Annotated in this window: 13 protein-coding genes; 4 read left to right on the forward strand and 9 right to left on the reverse strand. The window is 73.7% G+C overall.

All coding sequences use genetic code 11. The features are described 5' to 3' along the window. Positions 1-78: 78 nt before the first annotated feature. Positions 79-1,659 (reverse strand): SMI1/KNR4 family protein, encoded by a 1,581-nt coding sequence (locus AB0D67_RS12310; protein ID WP_362932887.1) that lies wholly within the window; start codon positions 1,657-1,659, stop codon positions 79-81. Positions 1,660-2,001: 342 nt separating this feature from the next. On the opposite strand from AB0D67_RS12310, the gene AB0D67_RS12315 reads away from it, so the two are divergent. Together AB0D67_RS12315 and AB0D67_RS12320 are read left to right on the forward strand one after the other, a co-directional pair. After that, positions 2,002-2,301 carry a type II toxin-antitoxin system RelE/ParE family toxin gene (locus AB0D67_RS12315; protein WP_362932890.1) on the forward strand — a complete coding sequence of 100 codons (300 nt, stop codon included), beginning with the start codon at positions 2,002-2,004 and terminating at the stop codon, positions 2,299-2,301. Continuing rightward, complete coding sequence (locus AB0D67_RS12320; RefSeq protein WP_362932893.1) at positions 2,298-2,633, forward strand: helix-turn-helix transcriptional regulator; 336 nt, start codon at positions 2,298-2,300, stop codon at positions 2,631-2,633. The genes AB0D67_RS12315 and AB0D67_RS12320 overlap by 4 nt, the downstream gene beginning before the upstream one ends. 266 nt (positions 2,634-2,899) lie before the next feature. Here AB0D67_RS12320 and AB0D67_RS12325 read toward each other — a convergent pair whose 3' ends face one another. The 6 genes from AB0D67_RS12325 to AB0D67_RS12350 form a co-directional block, all read right to left on the reverse strand. Further along, positions 2,900-4,117 carry an exonuclease domain-containing protein gene (locus tag AB0D67_RS12325; protein WP_362932896.1) on the reverse strand — a complete coding sequence of 406 codons (1,218 nt, stop codon included), beginning with the start codon at positions 4,115-4,117 and terminating at the stop codon, positions 2,900-2,902. A 312-nt stretch (positions 4,118-4,429) separates the two neighbouring features. Next, positions 4,430-5,839: an Ig-like domain-containing protein gene (locus AB0D67_RS12330; RefSeq protein WP_362932899.1), complete on the reverse strand. Its 1,410-nt coding sequence runs from the start codon at positions 5,837-5,839 to the stop codon at positions 4,430-4,432. A gap of 209 nt (positions 5,840-6,048) precedes the next feature. Then, on the reverse strand, positions 6,049-6,510 hold the full coding sequence (locus AB0D67_RS12335) for a hypothetical protein (RefSeq protein ID WP_362932902.1): 462 nt from the start codon (positions 6,508-6,510) through the stop codon (positions 6,049-6,051). 256 nt (positions 6,511-6,766) lie between these two features. Continuing rightward, the gene (locus AB0D67_RS12340; protein WP_362932905.1) at positions 6,767-12,136 is read right to left on the reverse strand and encodes an amino acid adenylation domain-containing protein; all 5,370 of its coding nucleotides are present in this window, start codon (positions 12,134-12,136) and stop codon (positions 6,767-6,769) included. Next, on the reverse strand, positions 12,133-12,288 hold the full coding sequence (locus AB0D67_RS12345; RefSeq protein ID WP_362932908.1) for a hypothetical protein: 156 nt from the start codon (positions 12,286-12,288) through the stop codon (positions 12,133-12,135). The genes AB0D67_RS12340 and AB0D67_RS12345 overlap by 4 nt, the downstream gene beginning before the upstream one ends. After that, entirely contained in the window at positions 12,285-17,171 is a 4,887-nt protein-coding gene (locus AB0D67_RS12350; RefSeq protein ID WP_362932911.1) for an amino acid adenylation domain-containing protein, read from the reverse strand. Before AB0D67_RS12350 ends, AB0D67_RS12345 begins: the two co-directional genes overlap by 4 nt. Positions 17,172-17,727: 556 nt before the next feature. Here AB0D67_RS12350 and AB0D67_RS12355 point away from each other — a divergent pair. Continuing rightward, on the forward strand, positions 17,728-17,967 hold the full coding sequence (locus AB0D67_RS12355; RefSeq protein ID WP_362932914.1) for a hypothetical protein: 240 nt from the start codon (positions 17,728-17,730) through the stop codon (positions 17,965-17,967). Positions 17,968-18,069: 102 nt separating this feature from the next. On the opposite strand, the gene AB0D67_RS12360 is transcribed toward AB0D67_RS12355, so the two are convergent. Beyond that, positions 18,070-18,804 (reverse strand): hypothetical protein, encoded by a 735-nt coding sequence (locus AB0D67_RS12360; RefSeq protein WP_362932917.1) that lies wholly within the window; start codon positions 18,802-18,804, stop codon positions 18,070-18,072. Positions 18,805-18,949: 145 nt separating this feature from the next. On the opposite strand from AB0D67_RS12360, the gene AB0D67_RS12365 reads away from it, so the two are divergent. Continuing rightward, entirely contained in the window at positions 18,950-21,415 is a 2,466-nt protein-coding gene (locus AB0D67_RS12365; protein WP_362932920.1) for a glycoside hydrolase family 95 protein, read from the forward strand. 51 nt (positions 21,416-21,466) lie between these two features. Here the strand turns inward: AB0D67_RS12365 and AB0D67_RS12370 are convergent, their stop codons facing one another. After that, positions 21,467-22,570, reverse strand: a complete 1,104-nt coding sequence (locus AB0D67_RS12370) for a cellulose binding domain-containing protein (protein ID WP_362932923.1) — start codon at positions 22,568-22,570, stop codon at positions 21,467-21,469. Positions 22,571-22,767: the final 197 nt, after the last annotated feature.

Here is a 22,767-nt window from a genome sequence, read left to right on the forward strand (position 1 = left end):
TCGCCGCACACCGGCTCCTCGTCGGGGCGACGCCGGCTAATGCGGCGGGTGCTCAGGACCGGTGGCCGGCTGATCGCGTCACCGCGCCTCCCAATCCAGCTCACCCTTCCGCACCACGGGACGCCAACCGCGGATCGGTCTCCCGGTCTCCAGGGAGCTGGCGGTGGCCCTGAGCAGGGCGAGATAGGAAGGCCAGACGACGTCGCCGTCGAGTTGCAGCCCCGTCTCGTTGAAGTACTCGCCGGTCTTGCCGGTGCGGGTGTCGATGAACAGGTTGCCGCCGTCGATGGCGGTCGCGAACGGCAGGAGATGACCGTCCCACCAGTAGCCGACCATCTCCTCGGGCCCGCCCAGGATGCCGCCGCACAGCATCTTCCAGTCCGCGCGCAACGCCTTGACCGACATGAACTCGTAGAACGGGGCGGGGCCGAACCCGCCCCAGTACCGGGCGCCGTCGTGCCGCAGCAGGGAGGCGCGCAGGTCGTCGGGGAACCTCATGCCCATCGCGGCCTCGGCCCTGGCGATCCGTCCCGGGTCGGCCGGGCCGTACAGGCTCCGGCGGCTCACCGGCGCCCTGGCGGCCAGCCAGCGCTCGATCCGCCGCCATGTCGCGTTCACCCGCGCGCTGATTGCGGGGTCCACGGGTCGCACGACGGGCCGCCGCTGGGCGGGGCGGCAGCCGCTGGCGCGGGCCTGCGCCGGGGTGAGCTCCGGCGAGTCCGGGGACGGGGTCGGGGTGGGGGTCGGTGACGGGCGCGGCGCGCCGGCGCAGCCGCCGGGCAGAGCGCCGGCCGGCTCCTCGCTCCAACGCAGCTCGCAGCCCGCGGTGACGGACGGATACCGGCCGCGCAATGCTGTACCGCTCTCCAGGGAGGAGGCCAGCGCCTCCAGCAGGGCCAGGTAGGAGGGCCAGCCCATCGGGCCGTCGTAGCGCAGGTTCCGGCCGTACTCCTTCTCCCCGACCCGGCCGGTGCGCGGATCGACGAACAGCTCCTGGCCGTAGCCCGTGGCGGCGAACGGCAGCAGGCTGCCGTGCCAGGCGCCGCGCTCGGGGTGCGCCGCCTCCGGCGGACCCTCCATCACCAGTTCATGGCAGTTGTACGCGCGGAGACTGGCGAAGCTGGTCAGCGAGGCCAGGCCGTGGGAGAACGGAAGCTGGAACCCGGCATCGAAGTTCCTGTCGGCCCCGTCGTGGCGGAGCAGCGACGCGTACAGGTCGTCGGGGAGCCGGGCCCGCTGGTAGTGCTCCCACCGGGCGACGTCCCGCGCCTGCGCCGGATGCCGGAGGTTGCGCAGCGTGGCCGAGGCGTGCGCGCCGAGCCAGCGCTCGATCCCGTCCCACGCCCGGTTCACCCGGGCGGTAACCGCCGGGTCGAGGGTGCGCGGGCTGAGGGCGGCCGCCTGCTCGTCAGTGAGGAGCGGTTCGGTGATCACCTCCGGTCCCGATCCCTCTTCCTCCCAGAAGACGGGTTCGCAGCCGGCCGCGCGTGCCTGAGCCGGGCTGAGCGCCCGCGCCCGGATCCTCGCCTCCAGCTCCGTGTCCCGGCGCCCCTCGGAGTCGTAGCAGGTCATCGATATGGAGCCGAAGCCTCCGAAGTCGCACGTGGACGTCTCGGCCGCCTCCGGCGCACCGGCCACGACGACGCTTCCCAGCAGCATGAGGGCGGACGCTGCGCGGACACCACGCGATATCGGCATTCGCCGCACCCTACCGGCTCATTTTGATCTTCACTACAGGCCGACCGGTTCCGGACCTCGATGTTGCCGGTGCCGCCGCTGTACGGCCGGCCGAACACCGGCGACCCGAAGACGGGCTGCGCTTCCGTGGCCACCCTGTAGAACTGTGAAATCGCCTGACGATGAAAAGGCCCAGGGATCCGGTGTCGCGATGTTGCTCCTCCTGGTAAAGGATTTACTGCACTTCTGGGTATGGAGGAGTGGGAGATCCGCGTCACCAACGAGATCCTGGCCTGGATCAACGCCCTGGACGAGTGATCCCGGGTGCAGGTCGTCGATGCCATCGATCGACTGGCCGAAGCCGGCCCGAGCCTGGGCCGCCCGCTGGTCGACAAACTGGAGGGCTCCCAGGTCCACAACTTGAAGGAACTACGCCCCGGCTCGGCGGGCCGCTCCGAAATCCGGATCTTGTTCGTGTTCGATCCATGGCGGTCGGCCATCTTGCTGCTCGGCGGGGACAAGTCCGGCGACTGGTCGGGCTGGTATCGGCAGGCCATCCCCCTTGCCGAAAAACTGTACGGGGAGTACCTGGCCGAACGTGAGACGGAGGAGAAGGACCGATGACGAATTTTCCCAAGTGGAGCGACGTCCGCACCGACATCGTGGCCGCCTCCGGCGGCGAGGAGGCCGTGACCGAGGCCCGACGGCGTAACCAGGCGTACATCGACGGCTACCGGCTGGCCGAACGGCGCAGGATCCTGGGCCTGTCGCAGACCGAGGTCGCTGACCTGATGGGAGTGACCAAGAGCCGGGTCTCCCAGATCGAACGTGGTGAGGTGTCCACCGTGGAGGCCATCGCCCGCTATGTACAGGCCCTCGGCGGGCGGCTCCAGATCTCGGCCGTGTTCGGCGATGACCTGTACATACTCCGTGGCACCGACACCCACGCCGCATGACCCGAACACCGTCTCCGGTGTCCGATCAAGTCCTCTCGTGGGTACGTTCCCCGATGCCGTTCAATTGACGACGGCACCCTTAAAGGATCAGCGTGCCACCCATAGATGATCACGTTGTCATGGAGGCGCATGCGCGGAACCGCGGATTCCCTCCAGTTCGGCAAAACGGGATCTGGCGGCACGGGCGCGACAGGAGTCGTGCAACGCGAAGCGCTGTGCGCCGATGAACCACGTCCGTCGTTTTCCTGGCTGGTGCGGGACCCGCCTCAGGAGGTCATGCGGCTGAACGCCTCGGGGGTGACGATGGGAACGCCGTAGGCGCGGGCCTTGCGCGCCTTGCCGGAGAGCGTGTCGGGGTCGGCGGCGATCAGGAGCCGGACCTTCTTGGTGACATTGGGATGCGGAACGTAGCCCCCTCGACGTGCGAGGTCCTCCCAGTTCTCCCGGTCGCCGTCCATCTCACCGGTGAACACCACCAGATCGCCCGGGGACAGCTGGAAACGGGCGACCGTGGGAGAGGGCTCCCGGGACGCGAGGGCGAGCCCCTCGTCAGCGGAGCCGTCGGGCAGTCCGAGGAGCGCGGCGACGAGGTCCAGATCCTGCCGCTCGGAGGCGGTGACGACGCCGTCGGCCAGGGCGGCGTGCGCCAGCGCGGTCAGGTAGTCGCGATGCAGCCGTTCGGCGTCGGCGCGGGTGAGACCGAGGTCGGCGGCGAGCCGGACGAGGGCGTCGGCTTCACTCGCGGAGATGTGCCGGTCGAGCAGGGCCTGGTCGAGCAGGGCGAGATAGGAGTCGGCCATCACGGGTTGCGGCACGCGGGGGAGCCGGTCGAGGATGCGGGCCAGGAAGTGGGCGTCGCGTTCGGCGGAGACGCCGCGCCGTACCCAGGAGATCCCGGTCTCGGAGAGAGCGGGCCAGGGCGTCCGCGTCGCGGTGGCGAGCAGGGGATGCCACGGGGGAGTGGGGCCGGTCAGGGTGAGGTAATGGCGCAGCAGACCGGCGGCGGCGCGGGCGTCGACGAGTGCGTCGTGGTGGCCGTCGAGCAGGATATCGGCCACGGCGCAGCAGCCGGCGAGGGTACGCGGAGCGTGGGGGAGAAAGCGTACGGCCTCCGTCATGGTGCACACGCCGAGGTCGTGACGGAGCGGCACGGTCACGTTGAGACGCTGGAACTCGTGCGTCAGGAAGCCCAGGTCGAAAGGGAGGTTGTGGGCGACCGGGACGCGTCCGCGAAGCAGGGCGGCCAGTGTGCCGGCGATGTCGGTGAAGGCGGGGGCGTGGCGGATGTCGGCGGCGGTGACGCCGTGGACGTGTTGCGGGCCGAGGTCGCGTCCGGGATTGACCAGAGTGCCCCACTCGCCGGTGACACGGCCGGCGAGGTCGAGATGCACGACGCCGATCTCGATCACCCGGTCGTGCAAGGCGGGGTGCAGTCCCGTGGTTTCCACGTCGATGACCGCGTAACCGGGTAAGCCGTTGAGCATTGGATGCCTTTCTCTGGTGGCCGCCATGCGGACGATTGCATGGCGAGTGCCCGTGAGCAGCCCGAATGGACGTGGTGTGATGGTCTCGTGACGAAACGGGCCGGTAGTGGGGGCAGTCGTCGTCGGCCCGGTTCCCGTCACCGCGCCTTCATGCGGTCCGGCTCGTCTGTCCGCGCCTGTGGCCAGTCTGGGGGAGACGGTCCCGTCCTTCCGGGTGGCGGGCGGTCAAGGGCCCGGTGGCGGCGCGTGCCGTTCTCCCCGGGCCCCTTGTTCCGCAGTCAGGGATCTGAGCGCCTGCGGCTCAGCGGTCGTTCACGGGCAGGGCGGCGTGTTGAACGTGACGCCGTCCAGGAAGTTGCCGAGCGCGGGGCTGCCGCCCGTGGCCGACACCGACTCGAAGGCGAACCGGGTGGTGGTCTGTCCCGGAGGGACGATGTAGGTCCCCGTGTAGCGGCGCCAGGCGGTGTCGTCGTCGGAGATGTCGGGGGAGGAGGCGCCGGTCGGGGTCTGCGCCACGGTCGCGCCCGGCGGGCCGACGAGAACCCGCATCACGTCGGTGCCGAGGCGGCCGCGGTGGTAGAGCGACCAGGTCATCGGTGTCCCCGGCACGGTGGGCAGATCCTGGTAGAGCGTGGAGACCTCGTTGGCGTTCAGTTCGGCGAACTGCTGGCCGTCGGCCGCCGGGACCCCGCTCGCGCCGCCGCGCCAGAACTCCAGCTTGCGGTCGGTGGCGGTGGTCTGCCAGCCGACGGGCGGGTTGGTGGAGGCGTCGGGGATGGAGTAGTCGATCGTGGCCACGGGCGGCGCCTCGAAGCTCCCGTTGACCAGGCTGACCGGTTTCCAGTTGCAGGGGACGGTGACGGTGACCTTGGCGGTGCTGGTCCCGCAGTCGGTGGTGATCGTGTAGGTGAAGGTGTCGGTGCCGCTGAAGCCGGGGTCGGGCGTGTAGACCACGTTGCCGCCGGAGACGGTCGCGGTGCCGTTCGCGGGCTTGGTGACGCCGCCGACCGCCGGTGCGGTGGCGGTGTCGTTGGCCAGGACGGGCACGCTGACGGCCGTGCCCGGCGCGGTGGTGGCGGTGTCGTCGATGGCCGTGGTGGGCGCGATGGACTGCCCGTTCGCGATCTGGATCGGCGGGGCGGGCGTGTTGCCGCCGAGCTGGCCGGGGGCGGCGACGACGCTGCTGATCCCGGTCGGCCGGATGGTCATGGCGTTGCCGGCGGTGCCCTGCCTGACCCGGAAGGTGATGACCTTCGGGGGCGGGTCGGTCTTGGTGCCCGGCGAGGTGATCGTCAGGGTGTTGCCGCCGATGGTCCCGGTGCCGGACTGGCTGACGACGTCGGCGTTCGCCAGGAGGGACGACAGGTCCCAGGTGGTGGTGTAGGTCCTGACCAGCAGCGGCCACTGGGCCGTGCGGTGCGTGACCGTGAGGGTGAAGGTGCCGCCCGGTGTGATCTGCCCGCCCCACAGCGACGGGGAGGTGTCGGCCGAGACCTTTCCGCTGCCCAGCCTCATGCCGAGCGCGTTCTTCCAGTAGTAGTCGACGGGGTAGGTCGCCTGCCCCTGCCGGATGCAGGGCGCGGCGGCCCGGGTGACGGCCTGCGGTGCGGCGGCGTGCGCGCCCGTGTCGGCCGCGACCCGCGCCCCGGCGGAGGCCGGCAACACCGGCAGGACGCAGGCCAGCACGATGAGCGCGGATCTCGGGCGATGCGATCTGAGCACGTGGTTCCCCCTCTGTGAAGATGCCTTCGTAGATCAACTTCACGGGGATGTTACTGTTCGCTCTCATCTCATCGCCCTCGGTGGCGATTGAATGATCTCCGTGTCGCGCTCCGGGCTCCGGGGAGGCGCCGCGAACCGGGCATGGCGGCGGGGTGCGGCGGCCTTCCCCTCGCCGCCGGCCCGAGAAGCCGGCGCCCGGCCCGGTTCCGTCAGGAGGCGACGACCACCAGGGTCCGGGACGCGGCCTGCTTCATCCGGTCGCGCAGCCACAGCGTCTGCTCGGAGGTCTCCCGCGCGCAGGAGCCGACGACGCCGAGCAGCTCCTCGTCCCGGGCGTCCCGGGCGGCCTGCCCGATCAGCGTCCAGCAGAGGTCGCACTCGGCGGCCATGAGGTAGAGGTCGTGCAGGTCGCGCAGCAGCCCCAGGTCGCCGGTGCGGGTGCCGGAGAACAGCGTGGAGTGCGGCCGCTCCGGTTCGCCGGACGTCTCCTCCGCGTATCGCTCGACGAACGGCTCCAGCCTCCGGGAGTGCTCCACGCACTGGCCGGCCAGCCGCTCGCAGGCGTCGTGGAGGTCCGGTTCGCCGGTGTGGCCCCGGCCGATCTCGCTGAACGCGCCGGCCAGCTCGTTCAGCGAGCGGTGCAGCATTCCCAGATAGTGGGCGAGGTACATGGTCCTGCCTCCTCGTGTCCCGCCGGGCAGGTCCGCCCGCCGTACGGTCGCCCGCCCGCTCCTTTCCGGGTGCGCGGACGTGATGGATGATCACCACTCCTACCCCACCGGTCACGGAAACACACCGGACGCGACGCGGACGGACGCGACGGGGCCCGGCCGGTGACGGCCGACGGATGCGGCGGGGCCCGGCCGGTGACGACCGGCCGGGCCCCGCGGAAACCGGGGCCCGGCAACCGGACGGGCCCCGTCCGACTCACCGTGCGGGAGCCGCCCCCGTCAGCAGCGCGGCGTCCGCCTCGGCCTGGACCGCGTCCAGGTCGTCGGCGATCTCGGCGCCCGCCACCGCGTCGGGCAGCGCGTCCTCCATGCGCCGCAGCGGCCGGTACCACAGACCCAGCGCGCCCCACAGCGCCAGCAGCGCGCCGCAGGCGACGAGCAGCAGGCCGACGCCGCGGCCCGGACCCACCCCGACGACGTCGCCGACGACGGTGCCGTCGAGGAGGCCGCCGGGGGCGAGCAGCGGGCCGAAGACGTCGTCGGCCAGCGGCGAGGCGGTCAGGAACGCCAGCGGCGTCATCGACACCGCCATCATCTGGTTGGTGGCCAGCACCCGGCCCTGCAGCTCCAGGCCGACCTTGAGCTGGATGATCGACAGCCAGTGCGCGTTCAGCACGCTGAGCGAGGCCCACGACAGCAGGCCGCCCAGGGCCGCCAACGGCAGCGAGGGCCGCAGGCCGACCAGCAGCACCCCGATCCCGAGGCCGACCACGAAGCCGACCATGCCGATCGCGCGCCGCTCGGTGCCGCCCCAGAACACCATGACCAGCGAGCCCAGCACCGCGCCCAGGCCCTGCATCGCGGTGACCAGGCCGACGCCGCCGACGTCGCTGAACGACATCACCGCCGGCACGGTCACCGACACGGCGAGCATGTTCAGGTAGTTCTGCACGACGAAGAACCCGATCATGATCATCAGCGGGCGGCGCCGTACGAGGAAGCGCCAGCCGCCGACGATGGCCTGGCCGAAGGACTCCTCCAGCCGGTAGAACAGCCGGTCGGGGAAGCGTACGGCCAGCAGCGTGCCGAGCCCGGCGAGGAACGTGACGACGTCCACGGCCACCACGCCGTGCAGGCCGACCAGCGAGATGAGCGCGGCGCCGCCCAGCGGGCCGATGAGCATGCCCAGGCCGGTGCCGAGGTTGGCCAGCGCGTTGGCCTGCATGAGGTACGGCTTGGGCACCAGCTGCGCCACCGCCGCCAGGTAGGCGGGCCGGTGGAAGGCCGCCACCAGTGACAGCATCCCGGCGACGATCCCGACCTGCCAGATCTCCAGCCGTCCCAGCCACAGCAGGATCACCAGGCCGGCGGTGGCCACGGCGGAGACGCCGTCGCAGACGAGCATGATCCGCCGCCGGTCCACCCGGTCGGCCAGCGCGCCGCCCAGCGGCGCCGCCAGCAGCGACGGCAGCAGGGCGAGCATGCTGACCAGGGCGTAGTCCAGCACCCGGCCGCTCTTCTGGTAGGCCCACACGCCCAGCGCGAAGGAGGTCAGCGCCGCGCCGAGCAGCGACAGGGTCTGCCCGGCCGCGACGGTGTAGAAGCGGCGCAGGTCGCGGCGGGCGCTTCCGCCCGACACCCCGACCTCCCCGACCGGCTCGGGCAGGTCGCCCGCGTTCCAGCGGTCCAGGTGGTCGCACATCAGCCGGGCCAGGGAGGCGGCCTGGTGCTTGAGGAAGTAGTGGCCGGCCTTGGGGATCGTGGCCAGCTCCACCCGGTCGGCGAACGCCCCCCACTCGCGGTGGCGCTCCTGGTAGAGCTCGGTCGCCCGGTCCCGCTCGCCGATCACGCACAGCAGCGGCGCGGTGAGCCTGCGCTGCCGCTCGGCGGGTTCGCCGAGGCGGCGGCTGAACCAGCCCTGGGCCTCCTCCACGTCGTGCCGCAGGCCGCGCAGCATGAGCCCGGTGTCGCCGAAGTCCTCGTCGAGGGCGCCCAGCGTGCGCAGGAAGTCGCGCTGGGCGCGGTCGGAGGACCAGCGGTGCGCCGGGAACCTCCGGTTCCACCAGGCCGACAGCCGGCCGGGCAGCCGCGCGTCGGGGAAGCTGCCGCCGACGAAGACGCCGGCGACCGGAGTCCCGGCCTCCTCCAGCCGCAGGGCCAGCTCGGTCGCGGCGGCCGAGCCGACGCAGTGGCCGTACAGCACGATCGGGCCGGTCGCGTCGGCCTGCCCGGCCAGCTCGGCCAGGACCCGGTCGGTCAGCTCGTCCATCGGCAGCACGTCCTCGCCGGGCCGCGCCGGGTCGTGGCCGGGCAGCTCGACGGCGAGCACCGCGGTGGCGGGGGAGAGGCGCGCCAGCTCGGTGGCCAGCGGCTGGAACGCGGCGGCCGAGCCGCCGCCGTAGGGCAGGCACACGACGGTACGGCTCGCCCGGCGCGGACCGGCCAGGCGGTGCAGCAGCCCGGCGGGGGCCTGGGCGCCGCCGTCGAGGTGCGCGGCCAGCTCGCGGATCGTGGGCCGGGTGAACAGGTCGATCACCCGAAGAGCCGGGTCGATCTCCCGTACCGCGCGCACCGCGCGGAAGGAGTCGCCGCCGAGGTGGAAGAAGTCGTCGTCGATCCCGATCTCCGCGACGTCCAGCAGCCTGGACCAGACCTCGGCGATCCGCAGCTCGGTCGGCGTGCCCGGCGCGACCCGCTCACCGGCGGGCGCGGCCTCGGGAAGCGGCAGCCGGGCCCGGTCGATCTTGCCCAGGGGGGTGAGCGGCAGGTCGTCCAGGACGACGATGCCGGACGGCACCATGTAGTCGGGCAGCCGCTCGCGCAGCCCCGCCCGGATCGCGGCGACGTCCACCGAGGCGGGCGCGACCCAGGCGGCCAGCCGCCGGGAGCGGCCCTCGCCGACCGGCAGGACCGCGGCCTCCCGGACGCCGGGCTGCTCCTGCAGCGCGGCCTTCACCTCGCCCAGCTCGACCCGGAAACCCCTGATCTTGACCTGGTCGTCGACCCGGCCGAGGAACTCCACCAGCCCGGCGGAGTTCAGCCGGACCCGGTCGCCGCTGCGGTAGCAGCGGGCGGTCCCGTTCACCGGGTCGGAGACGAACCGTTCGGCGGTCAGGTCGGGGCGGTTCAGGTAGCCGCGGGCCAGGCTGGGCCCGGCGATCCACAGCTCGCCCGGCACCCCGGCGGGCAGCGGGCGGCCCGCCGGGTCGACCACGTAGCAGTCGACGCCGGCCAGCGGCCGGCCCAGCGGGACCGACCCCGAGCCCGACGGCACCTCGGGCACCCGGCCGCCGAGGACCGAGACCGTCGTCTCGGTCGGCCCGCAGTGGATCTGAACCTCCAGGTCGGGGCGGGCCGCGCGGATCCGCTCGGCGAACTCCCACGACGTGGCCTCGCCGGCGAGGATCAGCAGCCGGCGCGGCAGCATCCGGGCCAGGTCGCCGTGGGCGGCCAGCAGCTCCAGGTGGCTGGGCACCATCTTGATCACATCGACCCGGTGGCTCTCCAGGTAGGCGGCGTACGCCTCCGGGTCGGTGGAGGTCTCCTGGTCCACCAGGTGGACCGCCGCGCCCTGGAACAGCGGGCCGTACAGGCAGGTCATCACCAGGTCGGCGGCGATCGTGGAGACCACCGCGTAGGACTCGCACCCCTCGGGCACCAGCCCGGCCAGGCCGTGCAGGTAGTGCAGGACCGAGCGGTGCTCGATCGCCACGCCCTTGGGCCGCCCGGTGGAGCCGGACGTGAAGATCACGTGCAGCAGGTGGCCGGGGGTGACGCCGGCGTCCACCGGCTCCCCGGAACCGCCGGGCCCGCCGGTCCCGGGGGGATCGGCGGCCAGCAGGTCGGGCAGCACCAGCGCGCCGGGCACCCGGCCCGCGTACTCCCGGTCGGTCAGCACGACGCGCGCGCCGGCCGACCGCAGGATGTAGGCCAGCCGGTCGTCGGGGTAGGCGGGGTCCATCGGCAGGTACGCGCCGCCCGCGCGCAGCACGCCGAGCAGCGCCGGGACCAGCCCCCGGTGCCGGTCGACGAGGATGCCGACCGGCTCGTCGGGCCGCACCCCGGCCGCGATCAGGTGCCGGGCCAGGCGGCCGGCCATCCGGTCCGCCTCGCCGTAGGTGATCGAGCCGGAGGCGTCCACCGCGGCGACCGCGTCGGGTGTGCGCCGCGCCCAGCCGGCGGCCACCTCGTGCAGCGGCCGGGTCAGGTCCATCGGGATCCGCGCGCCCGAGACGGCGGGCCCGGTCACCGGTTCCAGCGGCACGGCCGCCGCGGGCGCGTCCAGGTCGGTGAGCATGCCCTCCAGCAGGTTCAGGTACCAGCCGGTCATCCGCAGCGCGGTGGACTCGTCGAACAGGTCGGTGCGGTAGACCAGCTCGCCGTCGTAGTCCTCGCCGGCGTTGACGAAGGCGAGGTTCAGGTCGTACTTGGCGGTGCGCAGCACCGGGTCGACGGACTCGGCGGTCAGGCCGGGGAAGTCCAGCGCCTGCGGCGGGTCGTCCAGGACGTTCAGCATCACCTGGAAGATCGGCGTGGTGGAGAGGTTGCGCTCGGGGTGCAGCCGCTCCACGATCCGCTCGAACGGCACGTCGCGGTGGGTGAGGGCGTCCAGCACCGCGTCCTTGGTCCGGGCCAGCAGCTCCCGGCCGGTCGGCTCGCCGGACCGGTCGCCGCGCAGGACGAGCGTGTTGACGAAGCAGCCCAGCATGCGCGCGGTGTCGGGGTGCAGCCGCCCCGCCTCGGGCACGCCGACCGGCACGTCGTCGGTGCCGGAGACGCGGCCCAGCAGCTCCTGCCAGGCGGCCAGCAGCACCATGAACGGCGTGCAACCGGTCTCGGCGGCGGCCTCGCGGACCCGGGCGGTCAGCGCGGGCGTCAGCCGCACCGGGACGGCCGCGCCGGTCCAGTCGGCGACCGACGGCCGGGCCCGGTCGACCGGCAGGTCCAGCACCGGTTCGAGGCCGGCCAGCCGCTCGGCCCACCAGGTGACGTCGCCCTCCGGCCGCCCGGCGAGCCACGCCGCGTAGTCGGCGTAGCGCACCTGCGGCGGCGCGGGCGGGGCGGTGCGGCCGAGCCGCGCCGCGTACAGGGCGGCCAGCTCGGCCAGCGCCAGGTTCCGCGACCAGGCGTCGAAGGCGATGTGGTGCACGGTCAGCGACAGGACGTGGTCCTCGCCGCCGGGCAGCCGCAGCAGCAGGGCGCGGGCGGGCGGCTCGGCGTCCAGCGCGAACGGCCGGGCCAGCTCCTCGCCCAGCCGCGCCCCCAGCAGGGCGGGGTCGCCGAGGTCCTCCACGGTGACGGGCACCCGGCCCGCCTCGACCGGGGTGGCGCCCTCGTCGGTGACGAGGCTGCGCAGCACCTCGTGCCGGTCGGCGAGGTCGCGCACCGCCCCGGTCAGCGCCTCGGCGTCCAGCGGGCCGCGCAGCCGTACGGCGGTGGGCACGTTGTAGGCGGCCAGGTCGTCCAGCTGGGACAGGAACCACAGCCGGGCCTGGGCGGGCGACAGCGGCGCGGGGCCGCCGGTCGCCTCCCGGACGGGGATCGCCGGGACGGTCTGGGCGGCGGCGCGGCGCGCCGCCGCCAGCCGGGCGGAAAGGGCGCCGCGACGTTCGTCGCTGACGGTCATGGGGCCTCCTTCGCCGGTACGGTGACCGGCGTGTCGTGCGGGTCGGCGGCGGTGGGCGGCGTATCACGCGCGGCGGTGGTGGGCGGCGTGTCCTGCGGGTGGCCGGCGAGCGGCGTGCCGTACCGGTCGCCGGCCGCCGTGGGCCCGCTCACGCCTCCCCCTCCATGTCGTCCAGCAGCAGTTCCTCCAGCCGCGCCGCGTAGCCGGCCAGCGTGCGCCGCTCGAACAGCATGCGCACCGGCAGCCGCAGGCCCAGGGCGTCGCCCAGCCGGGCCGTGACGAGCGCGGCGGTCGCCGAGTGGCCGCCGACGGCGAAGAAGTCGTCGTGCGCGCCGAGGTCGGAGCGGCCCAGCACGGCGGCCCACACCTCGGCGACCAGCAGCTCGGCCTCCGTGCCCGGCGGGATCCACCCGGCCTCGCCGCCGGGCTCGGGCAGCGCGGTGCGGTCGACCTTGCCGGAGGCGGTGAGGGGCAGGGCGTCCATGACCACCCAGCGGCGGGGCACCATGTACTCGGGGAGCCGGGCGGAAAGGCGCCGCTCCAGCCCGCCGGTGTCGGTCCCCGGCGGCGCGGCGACATAGCCGACCAGGTGGTCGCCGCCGTGGACGGTGACCGCCGCGTCGGCGACGTCCTCGCCCTCGCGCAGCAAGGTCTCGATCTCGCCCAGCTCGATCCGGTGGCCGCGGACCTTCACCTGCCGGTCCCGGCGGCCGAGGAAGTCGAGTGTGCCGTCGGGCCGCCAGCGGGCCAGGTCGCCGGTGCGGTAGCGGCGGCCGCCCGCCGGGTCCAGCGGGTCCTCGGTGAACGCCGCGGCGGTCAGCTCCGGCCGGCCGCGGTATCCCCGGGCCACGCCGACGCCGCCGATCCACAGCTCGCCGGCCCTCCCGGGGGGCAGCATCCGGCCCGCCCGGTCCAGCACGTAGGCGCGCTCCCCGGCCAGCGGGACGCCGATCGACACCGGGTCGCCCACCGGGGCGGTGACGCGGACCATGGTGGAGTAGATCGTGGTCTCGGTGGGGCCGTAGGCGTTCCACAGCTCACCGGCCCGTTCCACCAGGTCGGCGGCCAGGGCGGCGTCGAGGACCTCGCCGATGCTGACCACGCGCACGTCCCCGCCGCGCCAGCCGGAGGAGACCAGCATGCGCAGCGTCGTCGGGGTCGCGGTCATCAGCGTGACCCCGGCCTCCGCGATCCGCCGGGCGACGGCCCGCCCGTCGAGCGCGTCGTCGCGGCCCAGCAGCTCCAGCCGCAGGCCGTGGCAGAGGCTCACCCACAGGTCGAAGCCGAACACGTCGAAGGAGAACGGTGTCAGGCCGAGCATCACGTCGTCGGGCCGGATCCCCGGCGCGAGCCGCATCGAGGCGGTGAACGCGGCGAGGTTGGCGTGGGTGATCTCGACGCCCTTGGGCCGGCCGGTGGAGCCGGAGGTGTACAGCACGTAGGCCAGGTCGCCCGGCTCCACCCGGCAGCCGTCGCCGTCCGCCGGGAGGAGGTCCGTGGTCTCCGCCGCGGGCGGCCCGGCCAGGTCGACGACGGTGCAGCCGAACCGGGAGGCCACCTCCAGGCCCTCGCCCGCCGCGAGGATCACCTTGGCGCCCGCGTCCTCGACCTGGTGGCGGAGCCGTTCGAGGGGGTGGCCCGGGTCGAGCGGGACGTAGGCGGCGCCGGCCAGCAGCACGCCCAGCAGCGCCGCGGGCAGGTGGCGGTCGCGGGGCAGGCACACGCCCACGCAGGAACCCGCCGTCGCCGGGCCGAGCGTCGCGGCCGTCCGCCGCGCCCGGGAGACCAGCTCTCCGTAGGTCACGACGCCCTCGGCGTCGGCGACCGCCGGCGCGCCCGGTCGCCGTACGGCCTGCTCCAGCACCGCCTCCACCACGGTCCGCGGCGTGTCGGCGGGCAGCGGCGCACCGGTCCCGGCGGCCAGCAGCGCCGCCCGCTCCTCGGCGCCGACCACCTCGAACGCCGACAGCGGCCGGTCGGGGTGGGCCAGCGCGTCCTCCAGCAGGCGGACCAGCCGGTCGGTGAGGTCCTCGGCCGCGGCCCGGTCCAGGTGCTCCAGGTCGTACTCCACCTGCAGCTCGGGCCCGGCCACGGTGTCGTTGACGTAGACGATCAGCGGCGCCTGGGCGCTGCCCGCGTCCAGCTCGCCGATCAGGTCCACGCCCACGCCGTCACGCTCCAGGGAGAGGGGGACCTCCGCGGGCTGGATGGACAGCGTGACGGGTGTCAGGACCGCGCCGGGCGGCCGTTCGACGCCACTGGCGTCCGCGCGGTCCCGCGAGGGCAGCGCGCGGTGGTCCATCACCCGGGCCGTCGCGGCTCCGGCGTGCCGTACGGCCTCGCGCAGCGACAGCCCGTCGTCCAGACGCAGCCGCACCGGCACCACGTCGACCAGCACGCCGACCACGGACTCCATGCCCGGGGCGGCGCGGTCGGCCACGGCGGCGCCGAGGACGATGTCCGGCCGGTCGGTCAGCCCCGCCACCAGCACGCCCAGCGCCGTCAGGTGGACGGCGAACGGGGTGGCGCCGCAGTCGGCCGCGAGCTCGCCGATCCGCGCGGCCGTCGCCGGGTCGATCCTGCGGACCAGCCGCTCGCCGCTCATCCGGCTGGGACGCCCGTCGAAGCCGGACATCAGCTCGTACGGCGGGACGGCTCCGGCCAGCTCATCGGCCCAGAAGGCCCGCAGCGCCGCGGTGTCCAGGACGGTGTCCTGCTCGTGCAGCGCGACGTCGCCGATCTGCAGCGCCGGCTCGGGCAGGGAGATGTCGCCGGAGTGGGCGAGCCCGTCGAGGAGCTCGCGCATCACGACCCCCAGCGACCAGCCGTCGAACGCGGTGTGGTCGGTCAGCAGCACCAGCTCCGCGCTGTCCGGCCCCGACCACAGCAGGGTGGCCCGCAGCAGCGGCGAGTCCCGTGTGACGTCGAAGTCGCAGGCGACCGCGGCCCGGCGCAGCGCGGCGGCCTCCTCCTCGGACGCCGGGCGGTGCTCGGTCAGCGGCACCGGGACCGGCGGCCCGACCTCGGCGGTCACGCCGTCGGTGACGACGGTGCGCAGCGCCTCGTGGCGGCGCACGATCCCGTCCAGCGCGGCGCGCAGCGGCTCGGCCGAGGCGAGGCCGCGTAAGCCCAGGCGGAAGGCGATGGCGGTGGAGCCGTGGTTCTGGCTGACCTCGCGCATCAGGCACATGTCGCGGTGGGTCACGGTCAGCGGGTAGGTGGTCCGCCCGGCGTTGCGGACCAGCGGCGTCACCGCCACGGGGGCGGCCTCCGCGACGTACGCCGCCAGCTCGGCGACCGTGGGGCGGGCCAGGAACGTCGTCAGCGGGACGCGGACGCCGAACTCGTGCTCGATCCTGACGCAGATCTTGGCCGCGGCCAGGGAGTGGCCGCCCAGGTCGAGGAAGTGGTCGTGCGCGCCGACCCGCTCGGCGCCGAGCACCTCGGCGGTGACGGCGGCGAGCCGCCGCTCGGTCTCGTCGCGGGGGGCGACGAATCCGGCTCCGGAGCTTCCGGCCGTCCCGGCTGCTCCGGCGGCTCCTGCGGTCCCGGCTGCTCCGGCGGCGGAGGAGAACGTCACCGCGGGCAGCCGGGAACGGTCGGCCTTGCCCGTGGGGCCGACCGGGATGGTGTCGAGGAAGACGATCCTCGCGGGGATCATGTAATCGGGCAGCCACTCCCGCAGCCAGGACCGCAGGCTCCCGTCGTCGAGGCCGGGACCGGCCGGTTCGACGTAGGCGACCAGCCGCCGGGTGCCCTCGGAGTCGGTGGGGGCCAGCACGACGGCGTGGTTCACCAGCGGGTGGCGCGCCAGCCTGCCCTGCACCTCGCCCAGCTCGACGCGGAAACCCGCCACCTTCACCTGGTCGTCGATGCGCCCCTCGTAGAAGTGGACCCCGCCCTCCCGGCGGACCAGGTCGCCGGTGCGGTAGTGGCGCACGCCCGCCGCGTCGGTCACGAACCGCTCGGCGGTCAGGTCGGGCCGGTGCAGGTAGCCCCGGCCGACCAGCGGGCCGGCCACCCACAGCTCGCCGATCTCGCCGTCGCCCAGCACCGCGCCGTCGGCGCCGCGCACCGAGAGCTCCGACCAGGCGTACGGCGTGCCGATCGGCGGCTCGCCCGTGGAGTCCCGGGAGATCTCGTGCGCGCAGCAGTGGACGGTGCACTCGGTCGGGCCGTACAGGTTCACCATGCGCCGCACGCCGGGGTTGGCGAAGACGCGGTCGGCCAGCGCCCGGCTCACCGGTTCGCCGCTGGACAGCACCGTGCGGACGTTCGGCGGCAGCGGCTCTCGCAGCAGCGCGGTCAGCGCCGAGGCCGCCGCGCTGACCATCGTCACCTCGTCCCTGGCGGGCAGGGAGTGCAGCGCCAGGGGGCTCTCGGCGATGATCACCGTGCCGCCGAGCAGCAGGGGGAGGTAGAGCTGGGGGACCGACGGGTCGAAGCAGACCGAGGTCGAGGCGAGGAAGCCGGCCAGCTCCTCCTCGGTGAAGTGGTCGGCGTCCCAGCGCAGCAGCGTCATCACGTTGCGGTGCTCGACCATGACGCCCTTGGGGCGGCCGGTCGAGCCGGAGGTGTACATGATGTAGGCCAGATCGGCCGGGTCGGTGGGCCGGCCGGGATCGTTCCAAGGCCGCTCCCCGACGGAGTCCACCGTCACGATCTCGGTCTCCGGCAGCCGCCCGGCCAGCGCGGCGGAGGTGACCACGTGCGACACCCCGGCGTCCTCGACGATGAACTCCAGCCGGTCGGCCGGGAACGCGGACTCCAGCGGCACGTAGGCGGCGCCGGTCTTCCAGACGCCCAGGAGGGCCGCGATCAGCTTCTCGTCGCGGTCCAGGCACACGCCGACGGTCGAGCCCCGGCCCACTCCCCGGGAGAGGAGCTCGTGGGCCATCCGGTTGGCCTGCGCGTTGAGGTCGGTGTAGGTCGTGCGGGTCGTCCCGGCGACGACCGCCGTCCGCTCGGGGGTGCGCCGCACCTGCTCTTCGAAGGCCTTGCAGACCGGTTCGAGCAGCGGGAGTTTGCCAGCCACCTGCGATCTCCTCTGGGGGCGGGGGGTGTGTAGGGACGTACGCGGGCAAGGTTCGCAAAGGTATACGGGCCATACAACGCAAAGATCGTTTCGTTACATTAACGAGGCGAACCGGACATATTTAGATTTGCGTGATGTTCCGCCTTGCTCGCGAAAAGTAACACTCCGTAAGGTCATTCACCGGAGAATTTCACGGTGTGACTCACTGATCGCACGGGGTATCGGGTTTTCTAGTGATATTTACTGACTTTTCCTAGAAAAGTCATGAATTTCAGATAGTAAAGGGTGCTTGTCGCCGGTGACTCTACGCGCTGGTAACCATCGCGACGGCGGCCGGCGGACATGGTGCCGACCGGTCCACCGCTTGTTCTTCGCCGCCCGGTTTTATGGCCGACTCCGCCTTTGTCATTAAATATCCGCTTTAAGGTTGCCGCCTTGCGGGCCGCCTCCCGGGCTCGTTCCTCCGATCGCCCGGCGGGTAATCGACGTGCATGCGGAGAGTAATGATTCGGTGTCATAATGTGACCGTCATGCATCCTTCCGAGAGAGGACCATCATGATCAGATCGGTGTCCAAGGCCGGAGCCGCGGCCCTCGTGACGACCGCCCTGCTCTGCGCCCCCGCGCTCGCCGACACGGCCCCGCGGTCGGCCGCGAGCAACGACGTGTACCGCGACTGGTACTGGACCCACTCCGCCTGCGTGGCGGCCGGCCAGGGCGGGATAGACCGGGGCCACTGGGAGACCTACACCTGTTCCGAGGGCGACTGGCTCTGGCACCTGTGGACCAACCGCTGACCGGCTGACACCCCGGCCGGTCGCACGCCCGCGGGGGCGACGGCCGGCCGGGGCCGCGGGGGCGTCCGGCCGCGGGGAGGCGGAGGGGGACCCGCGGGCGGTTCAGTCGGCGATGTAGCCGATGGAGTGGACCTCGTAGCCGCCGGCGGCCGAGCCGCGCGTGTGCATCACCATGGCGCCGCCCTCGTAGGAGTAGGCGCAGGCGTGCCCCCGGGGCTCCGGCGTGCATCCCTGGAAGATGTGGCGGACGCCGCGCGGGTCGTACGCGGTCCGGAACAGCCTGCCGACCGCCGCGGTGCTGGCGACCTCCAGTCCGGCGTTCCGGTCACCGTGCCGCCAGGCCGAGAAGAGGTGCCCGGCGGCGGCCGAGGGCTTGGTGAGCAGCCGCGAGGTGTACACCCTGGTGACCTTCGAGCCGGAGACGACCATGAGGACGCCGTTGAGGCCGCCCCGCACACGCACGCTGGTGTGGACGAAGCGGCACGCGGCGCCCCGGCACCCGGCGAACTCGTCCGGGGCGCGGTAGCGGTAGGAGAAGATCGCGCGCACCGCGGACGGCGTGGCGACCCGGGCCGCGGCCCCGCGGTCGGCGCGCAGCCAGGCGCGGAACAGCTTCCTGGCCACGGTAGCCGGGGCCGGGGCGGAGGTCGCGGCGGTCGCGGTGGCCGCCGCCCCGGCAGTGATCACCCGCGTGGTGGCCGGGGCGGTCGCGGCGGTGCTCACGGTGGAGGCGGCGGGGGTGGCGCCGGCCGTACGGGCGGAGGCCGGGACGGCGGGGAGCAGCAGCGTGGCGCTCGCCGCGATCGCGGCGCCGCCGAGGATCAGTCTTCTGGACACACCCCGAAGGTAGGGGCTCCAACTTGCACGGGGTTTGAGGATCACTTGCAGGTGCGTTCCGGCTCATCCGGCAGGATTCTCCGGGTGACCGCGGTGTTCATCGGATGAACCGCCGTGGCCCGATGCAGGCTCCCGAAGGAGAGACATGACCCTGAGGCTCTGGTATCCGCGTCCGGCCAGGAACTGGATGGAGGCCCTGCCCGTCGGCAACGGCCGTCTCGGGGCCATGGTGTTCGGCGGCCCGCGGCGGGAGCGCATCGCGCTCAACGTCGACACGCTGTGGTCGGGCGGGCCGCACGGGGCCGGGGTGAGCGACGGTCCCGGGGCCCTCGCGGAGATCCGCCGCCTCCTGCTCGACGAGGACGACCGCCGGGCGGCGGAGGAGGCCGTACGGAGGCTCCAGGGGCCGGAGAGCGAGTCCTACCAGCCCCTCGGTGATCTCCTGCTGACCTACGGGACCGGGGGAGGGGAGCCGGGGGAGGGAGATCCGGGGGGAGACGAGCCGTGTGGGGAGTACCACCGGGAGCTCGACCTCGACCGCGCCGTCGCGGTCACCTCCGCCGGCGGCGTCACCACCGAGGTGCTCGCCTCGGCGCCCGACGGGCTCCTCCTGGTACGGCTGACCTCCTCCTCCGCCCTCGGGTTGCGGGCCGGGCTGCGCACCCCGCACGCGGAGGCCGAGACGGGCCACCCCGACGCGCGCACGCTGACGCTGACCGCCCGCGCGCCCGCCCACGTCGAACCGCACCGGCCGGTCCCCGAGCCCGTCGTCTACCGCGCCGGTGAGGGCATGCTCCTCGCGGTCGCCGTACGGGCATGGGCCGACGGAGGGGCGGTGCGCGCCGCAGGCGGGACGCTGACCGTGGAGGGGGCCACATCGCTCACCCTGGCGCTGGCCGCCGAGACCTCGTTCCGCGGCTGGGACCGGGAGCCGGGGGACGACCGGGGAGAGCCGCTGGAGCGGTGCCTGGCCACGATCGGCGCGGCGGAGCCGTACGGGGCCGGCGAACTGGTCGCGCGGCACGTCGCCGACCACGCCGGGCTGTTCTCGCGGGTGAGCCTGCGCCTCGGCGAGGCGCAGGAGCGGCGGCCGGAGACGGGGGACGGCGAGGCTCCGGAGAGGAGGGAGGCGGGGGACGGCACCCGTGCACCCCTGCCGGACGGCGGGCGGCCCACCGGTGCGCGGCCGGACGGCGGGCGGCCCACCGACGAGCGGCCGGGTGACGAGTGGCCCACCGACGAACGGGTGGCCGCGGTCCGTGCCGGCGCCGACGACCCCGGGCTCGCCGCGCTGCTGTTCGCCTACGGCCGCTACCTCCTGATCGCCTCCTCCCGGCCCGGTACGCAGGCCGCCAACCTCCAGGGCATCTGGAACGAGGACGTGCGGCCCCCCTGGAGCTGCGACTACACCACCAACATCAACGTCCAGATGAACTACTGGCCCGCCGAGACCACGAACCTGCCCGAGTGCCACCTGCCGCTGGCCGACCTGGTGGAGGAACTGGCCTGCTCCGGCGCGCGCACCGCCCGCGAGGTCTACGGCGGCGAAGGCTGGGTCGCCCACCACAACGCGGACCTCTGGCGGGCGAGCTGGGCGATGCCCGGCGAGGCGATGTGGTCGATGTGGCCGATGGCCGGGGCCTGGCTGGTCAGGCATCTGGCCGAGCACGCCGACTTCGCCGGCGACGACGGCTTCCGGATGACGCGGGCGTGGCCGGTGGTGCGGGGGGCCGCGGAGTTCGTGCTCGGCCAGCTCGTCGAGGACGGCGCGGGGCGTCTGGTCACCGCGCCGTCCACCTCGCCGGAGAACTCCTTCCTCGACGCCCGCGGCGAGCACGTGTCGGTCGACGTCACCGCCACCATGGACGTGTGGCTGATCCGCGAGCTGTTCCGCACCGCGGCCGGGCTGGCCGTACGGGCCGGTGACGCGGGGTTCGCCGGGCGGCTGCGCGACGCGCTCGCCCGGGTGCGCGGCCCCGTGATCGGCGCGGACGGCCGCCTGCTGGAGTGGTCGCGGCCGTTCACCGAGCACGAGCCGGGCCACCGCCACCTGTCCCACCTCTACGGGCTGTTCCCCGGCGGTGAGATCGACGTGGACGGCACGCCGGAGCTCGCCACGGCGGCCCGGCGGTCGCTGGAGGCCCGGCTCGCGGCCGGTGGCGGCGGCACCGGCTGGAGCCGCGCCTGGACGATCTGCCTGTGGGCCCGGCTGCGCGACGGCGCGGCGGCGGAGACGGCCGTCCGCGAGGCGCTGCGCGAGCACACCGCAGCCAACCTCATGGGCCTGCACCCCCCGCGGATCTTCCAGATCGACGGCAACCTCGGATTCACCGCGGGCGTGGCCGAGATGCTGCTGCAGAGTCACACCGGGACGCTGCGGCTGCTGCCCGCCCTCCCGCCGGGCTGGCCGGCGGGCGCGGTGACGGGCCTGCGCGCCCGGGGCCCGGTCATCGTGGACCTCGAATGGTCCGGCGGCCTCCTCCGGCGGGCGTCCTTCACCGCCGGGCGTGACCGCGTCGTCGCCCTGGCCCTCCCCGTGGGCGTGACGGGGCCCGACGAGCTGCGCCTGGCGGCGGGTGAGCCCCGGGTCGTGACGTTCGACCCGGCCTGACGGCCGGAGGACTCGGATCCGGTGCCCCTCGGAGGACGGCGGTCCGGGCGGTCAGGCCGCCGAGCAGGTGAGGACCGGCGCGGTGTTCACGCCGTTCCACGAGGCCAGGAAGCCGAAGGCGGTCGAGGCGCCCGCGGCGAGGGAACCGTTCCAGGAGAGGCTTTGTACGGTCACCGCGGAGCCGTTCGCGGAGAGTTCGCCGTTCCAGACCTGGGTGATCCGCTGGCCGTCGGCGAAGGTCCACCGCACCGTCCAGGAGCGGATCGCGGCGGTTCCGGTGTTCCTGACCGTGACCTCGCCCTGGAAGCCGCCCGCCCACTGGTTGGTGTTCCTGAACGTGGCCGAGCAGCCGCCCGCGGGGACGGTGGGGGTGGCCGTGGGAGTGGCAGTGGGGGTGACGGTGGGGGTCGGCGTGATCGAGGGGGTGGGGCTCGGGCGGACGCCGTCCAGCAGGCCGGTGAGCGCCGGGTACCACCGGTCGGACATCTTGCGGTCGCCCGTGGCGTTCGGGTGCACGCCGTCGTAGGTGTCGGTGGCCGTGTCGAAGCCCGTCCACTGGTCCACGACGACGATCGGCGACCGCGCGGTGGAGGTGGCCGCCGCCCAGGCGGGGATGGCGTTGTTGAAGTTCACCGCCCGCTGCCCGCATTCGGCGCAGGTGGACGGGTTCATCGGGATGATCTTGGCGACCAGGATCCTCATGTCGGGGTTGGAGGTCCGCATCTGGCCCACCAGTTTGGTGAACGCGTCGAGGATCGTCGCGGGGGCGATGCTGCTCCACACGTCGTTGGTGCCGAGGTGCATCATCACGACGTCGGGCCTGGTGGCCTCCAGCCAGCCTGGCAGCAGGTTCTGGTTCGCGATGTTGGTCGCCAGGTAGCCGCCATGCCCCTCGTTGTCGCCGTCGTGGGCCACCGAGCAGCCCTGCGGCGGCAGCGTGCCCACGAAGTCGATGTCGGTGTACCCGCTGCTCTGCAGCCTGTTCCAGAGCAGGGCCCGCCAGCAGCCGGGGGAGCCGGTGATCGAGTCGCCGAGCGGCATGATCCTGGTGGCCGCGGCGTCCGCGGGCGCGGAGGCCGCGAACGCCGCGGCCATGAACATCACCGCTCCGGCCAGCGCCGCCAGCATCGCCGAGAAGGCGTTCCTCCGCGTCATCGTCCCCTCCGCCGTCGGTTGAACGGATCGTAGGGGCGCGGTTCCGGCGGCCGGAAGCGACCGGCCGCCGGGACCGCTGTGACCTGCCGGTCCGGCCGAGCCCTCCTGTAACTTTCAGGGCCGGCCCGGCGGACCGGGCGTCTCAGGCTGCCGCGGGGACGGCCACGGGGGAGTAGACGACGCATTGAGCCGACGGC

The sequence above is a fragment of the Streptosporangium sp. NPDC048047 genome (genome assembly GCF_040653115.1).
In the GTDB taxonomy this organism is placed as follows: domain Bacteria; phylum Actinomycetota; class Actinomycetes; order Streptosporangiales; family Streptosporangiaceae; genus Streptosporangium.

Bases quoted from the DNA above. Each gene is read 5' to 3' on its own strand.
- AB0D67_RS12310 (WP_362932887.1), bottom strand. From the start codon at position 1,659: ATGCTGCTGGGAAGCGTCGTCGTGGCCGGTGCGCCGGAGGCGGCCGAG.
- AB0D67_RS12320 (WP_362932893.1), top strand. From the start codon at position 2,298: ATGACGAATTTTCCCAAGTGGAGCGACGTCCGCACCGACATCGTGGCC.
- AB0D67_RS12335 (WP_362932902.1), bottom strand. From the start codon at position 6,510: ATGTACCTCGCCCACTATCTGGGAATGCTGCACCGCTCGCTGAACGAG.
- AB0D67_RS12365 (WP_362932920.1), top strand. From the start codon at position 18,950: ATGACCCTGAGGCTCTGGTATCCGCGTCCGGCCAGGAACTGGATGGAG.
- AB0D67_RS12370 (WP_362932923.1), bottom strand. From the start codon at position 22,570: ATGACGCGGAGGAACGCCTTCTCGGCGATGCTGGCGGCGCTGGCCGGA.
- AB0D67_RS12355 (WP_362932914.1), top strand. From the start codon at position 17,728: ATGATCAGATCGGTGTCCAAGGCCGGAGCCGCGGCCCTCGTGACGACC.
- AB0D67_RS12340 (WP_362932905.1), bottom strand. From the start codon at position 12,136: ATGACCGTCAGCGACGAACGTCGCGGCGCCCTTTCCGCCCGGCTGGCG.
- AB0D67_RS12325 (WP_362932896.1), bottom strand. From the start codon at position 4,117: ATGCTCAACGGCTTACCCGGTTACGCGGTCATCGACGTGGAAACCACG.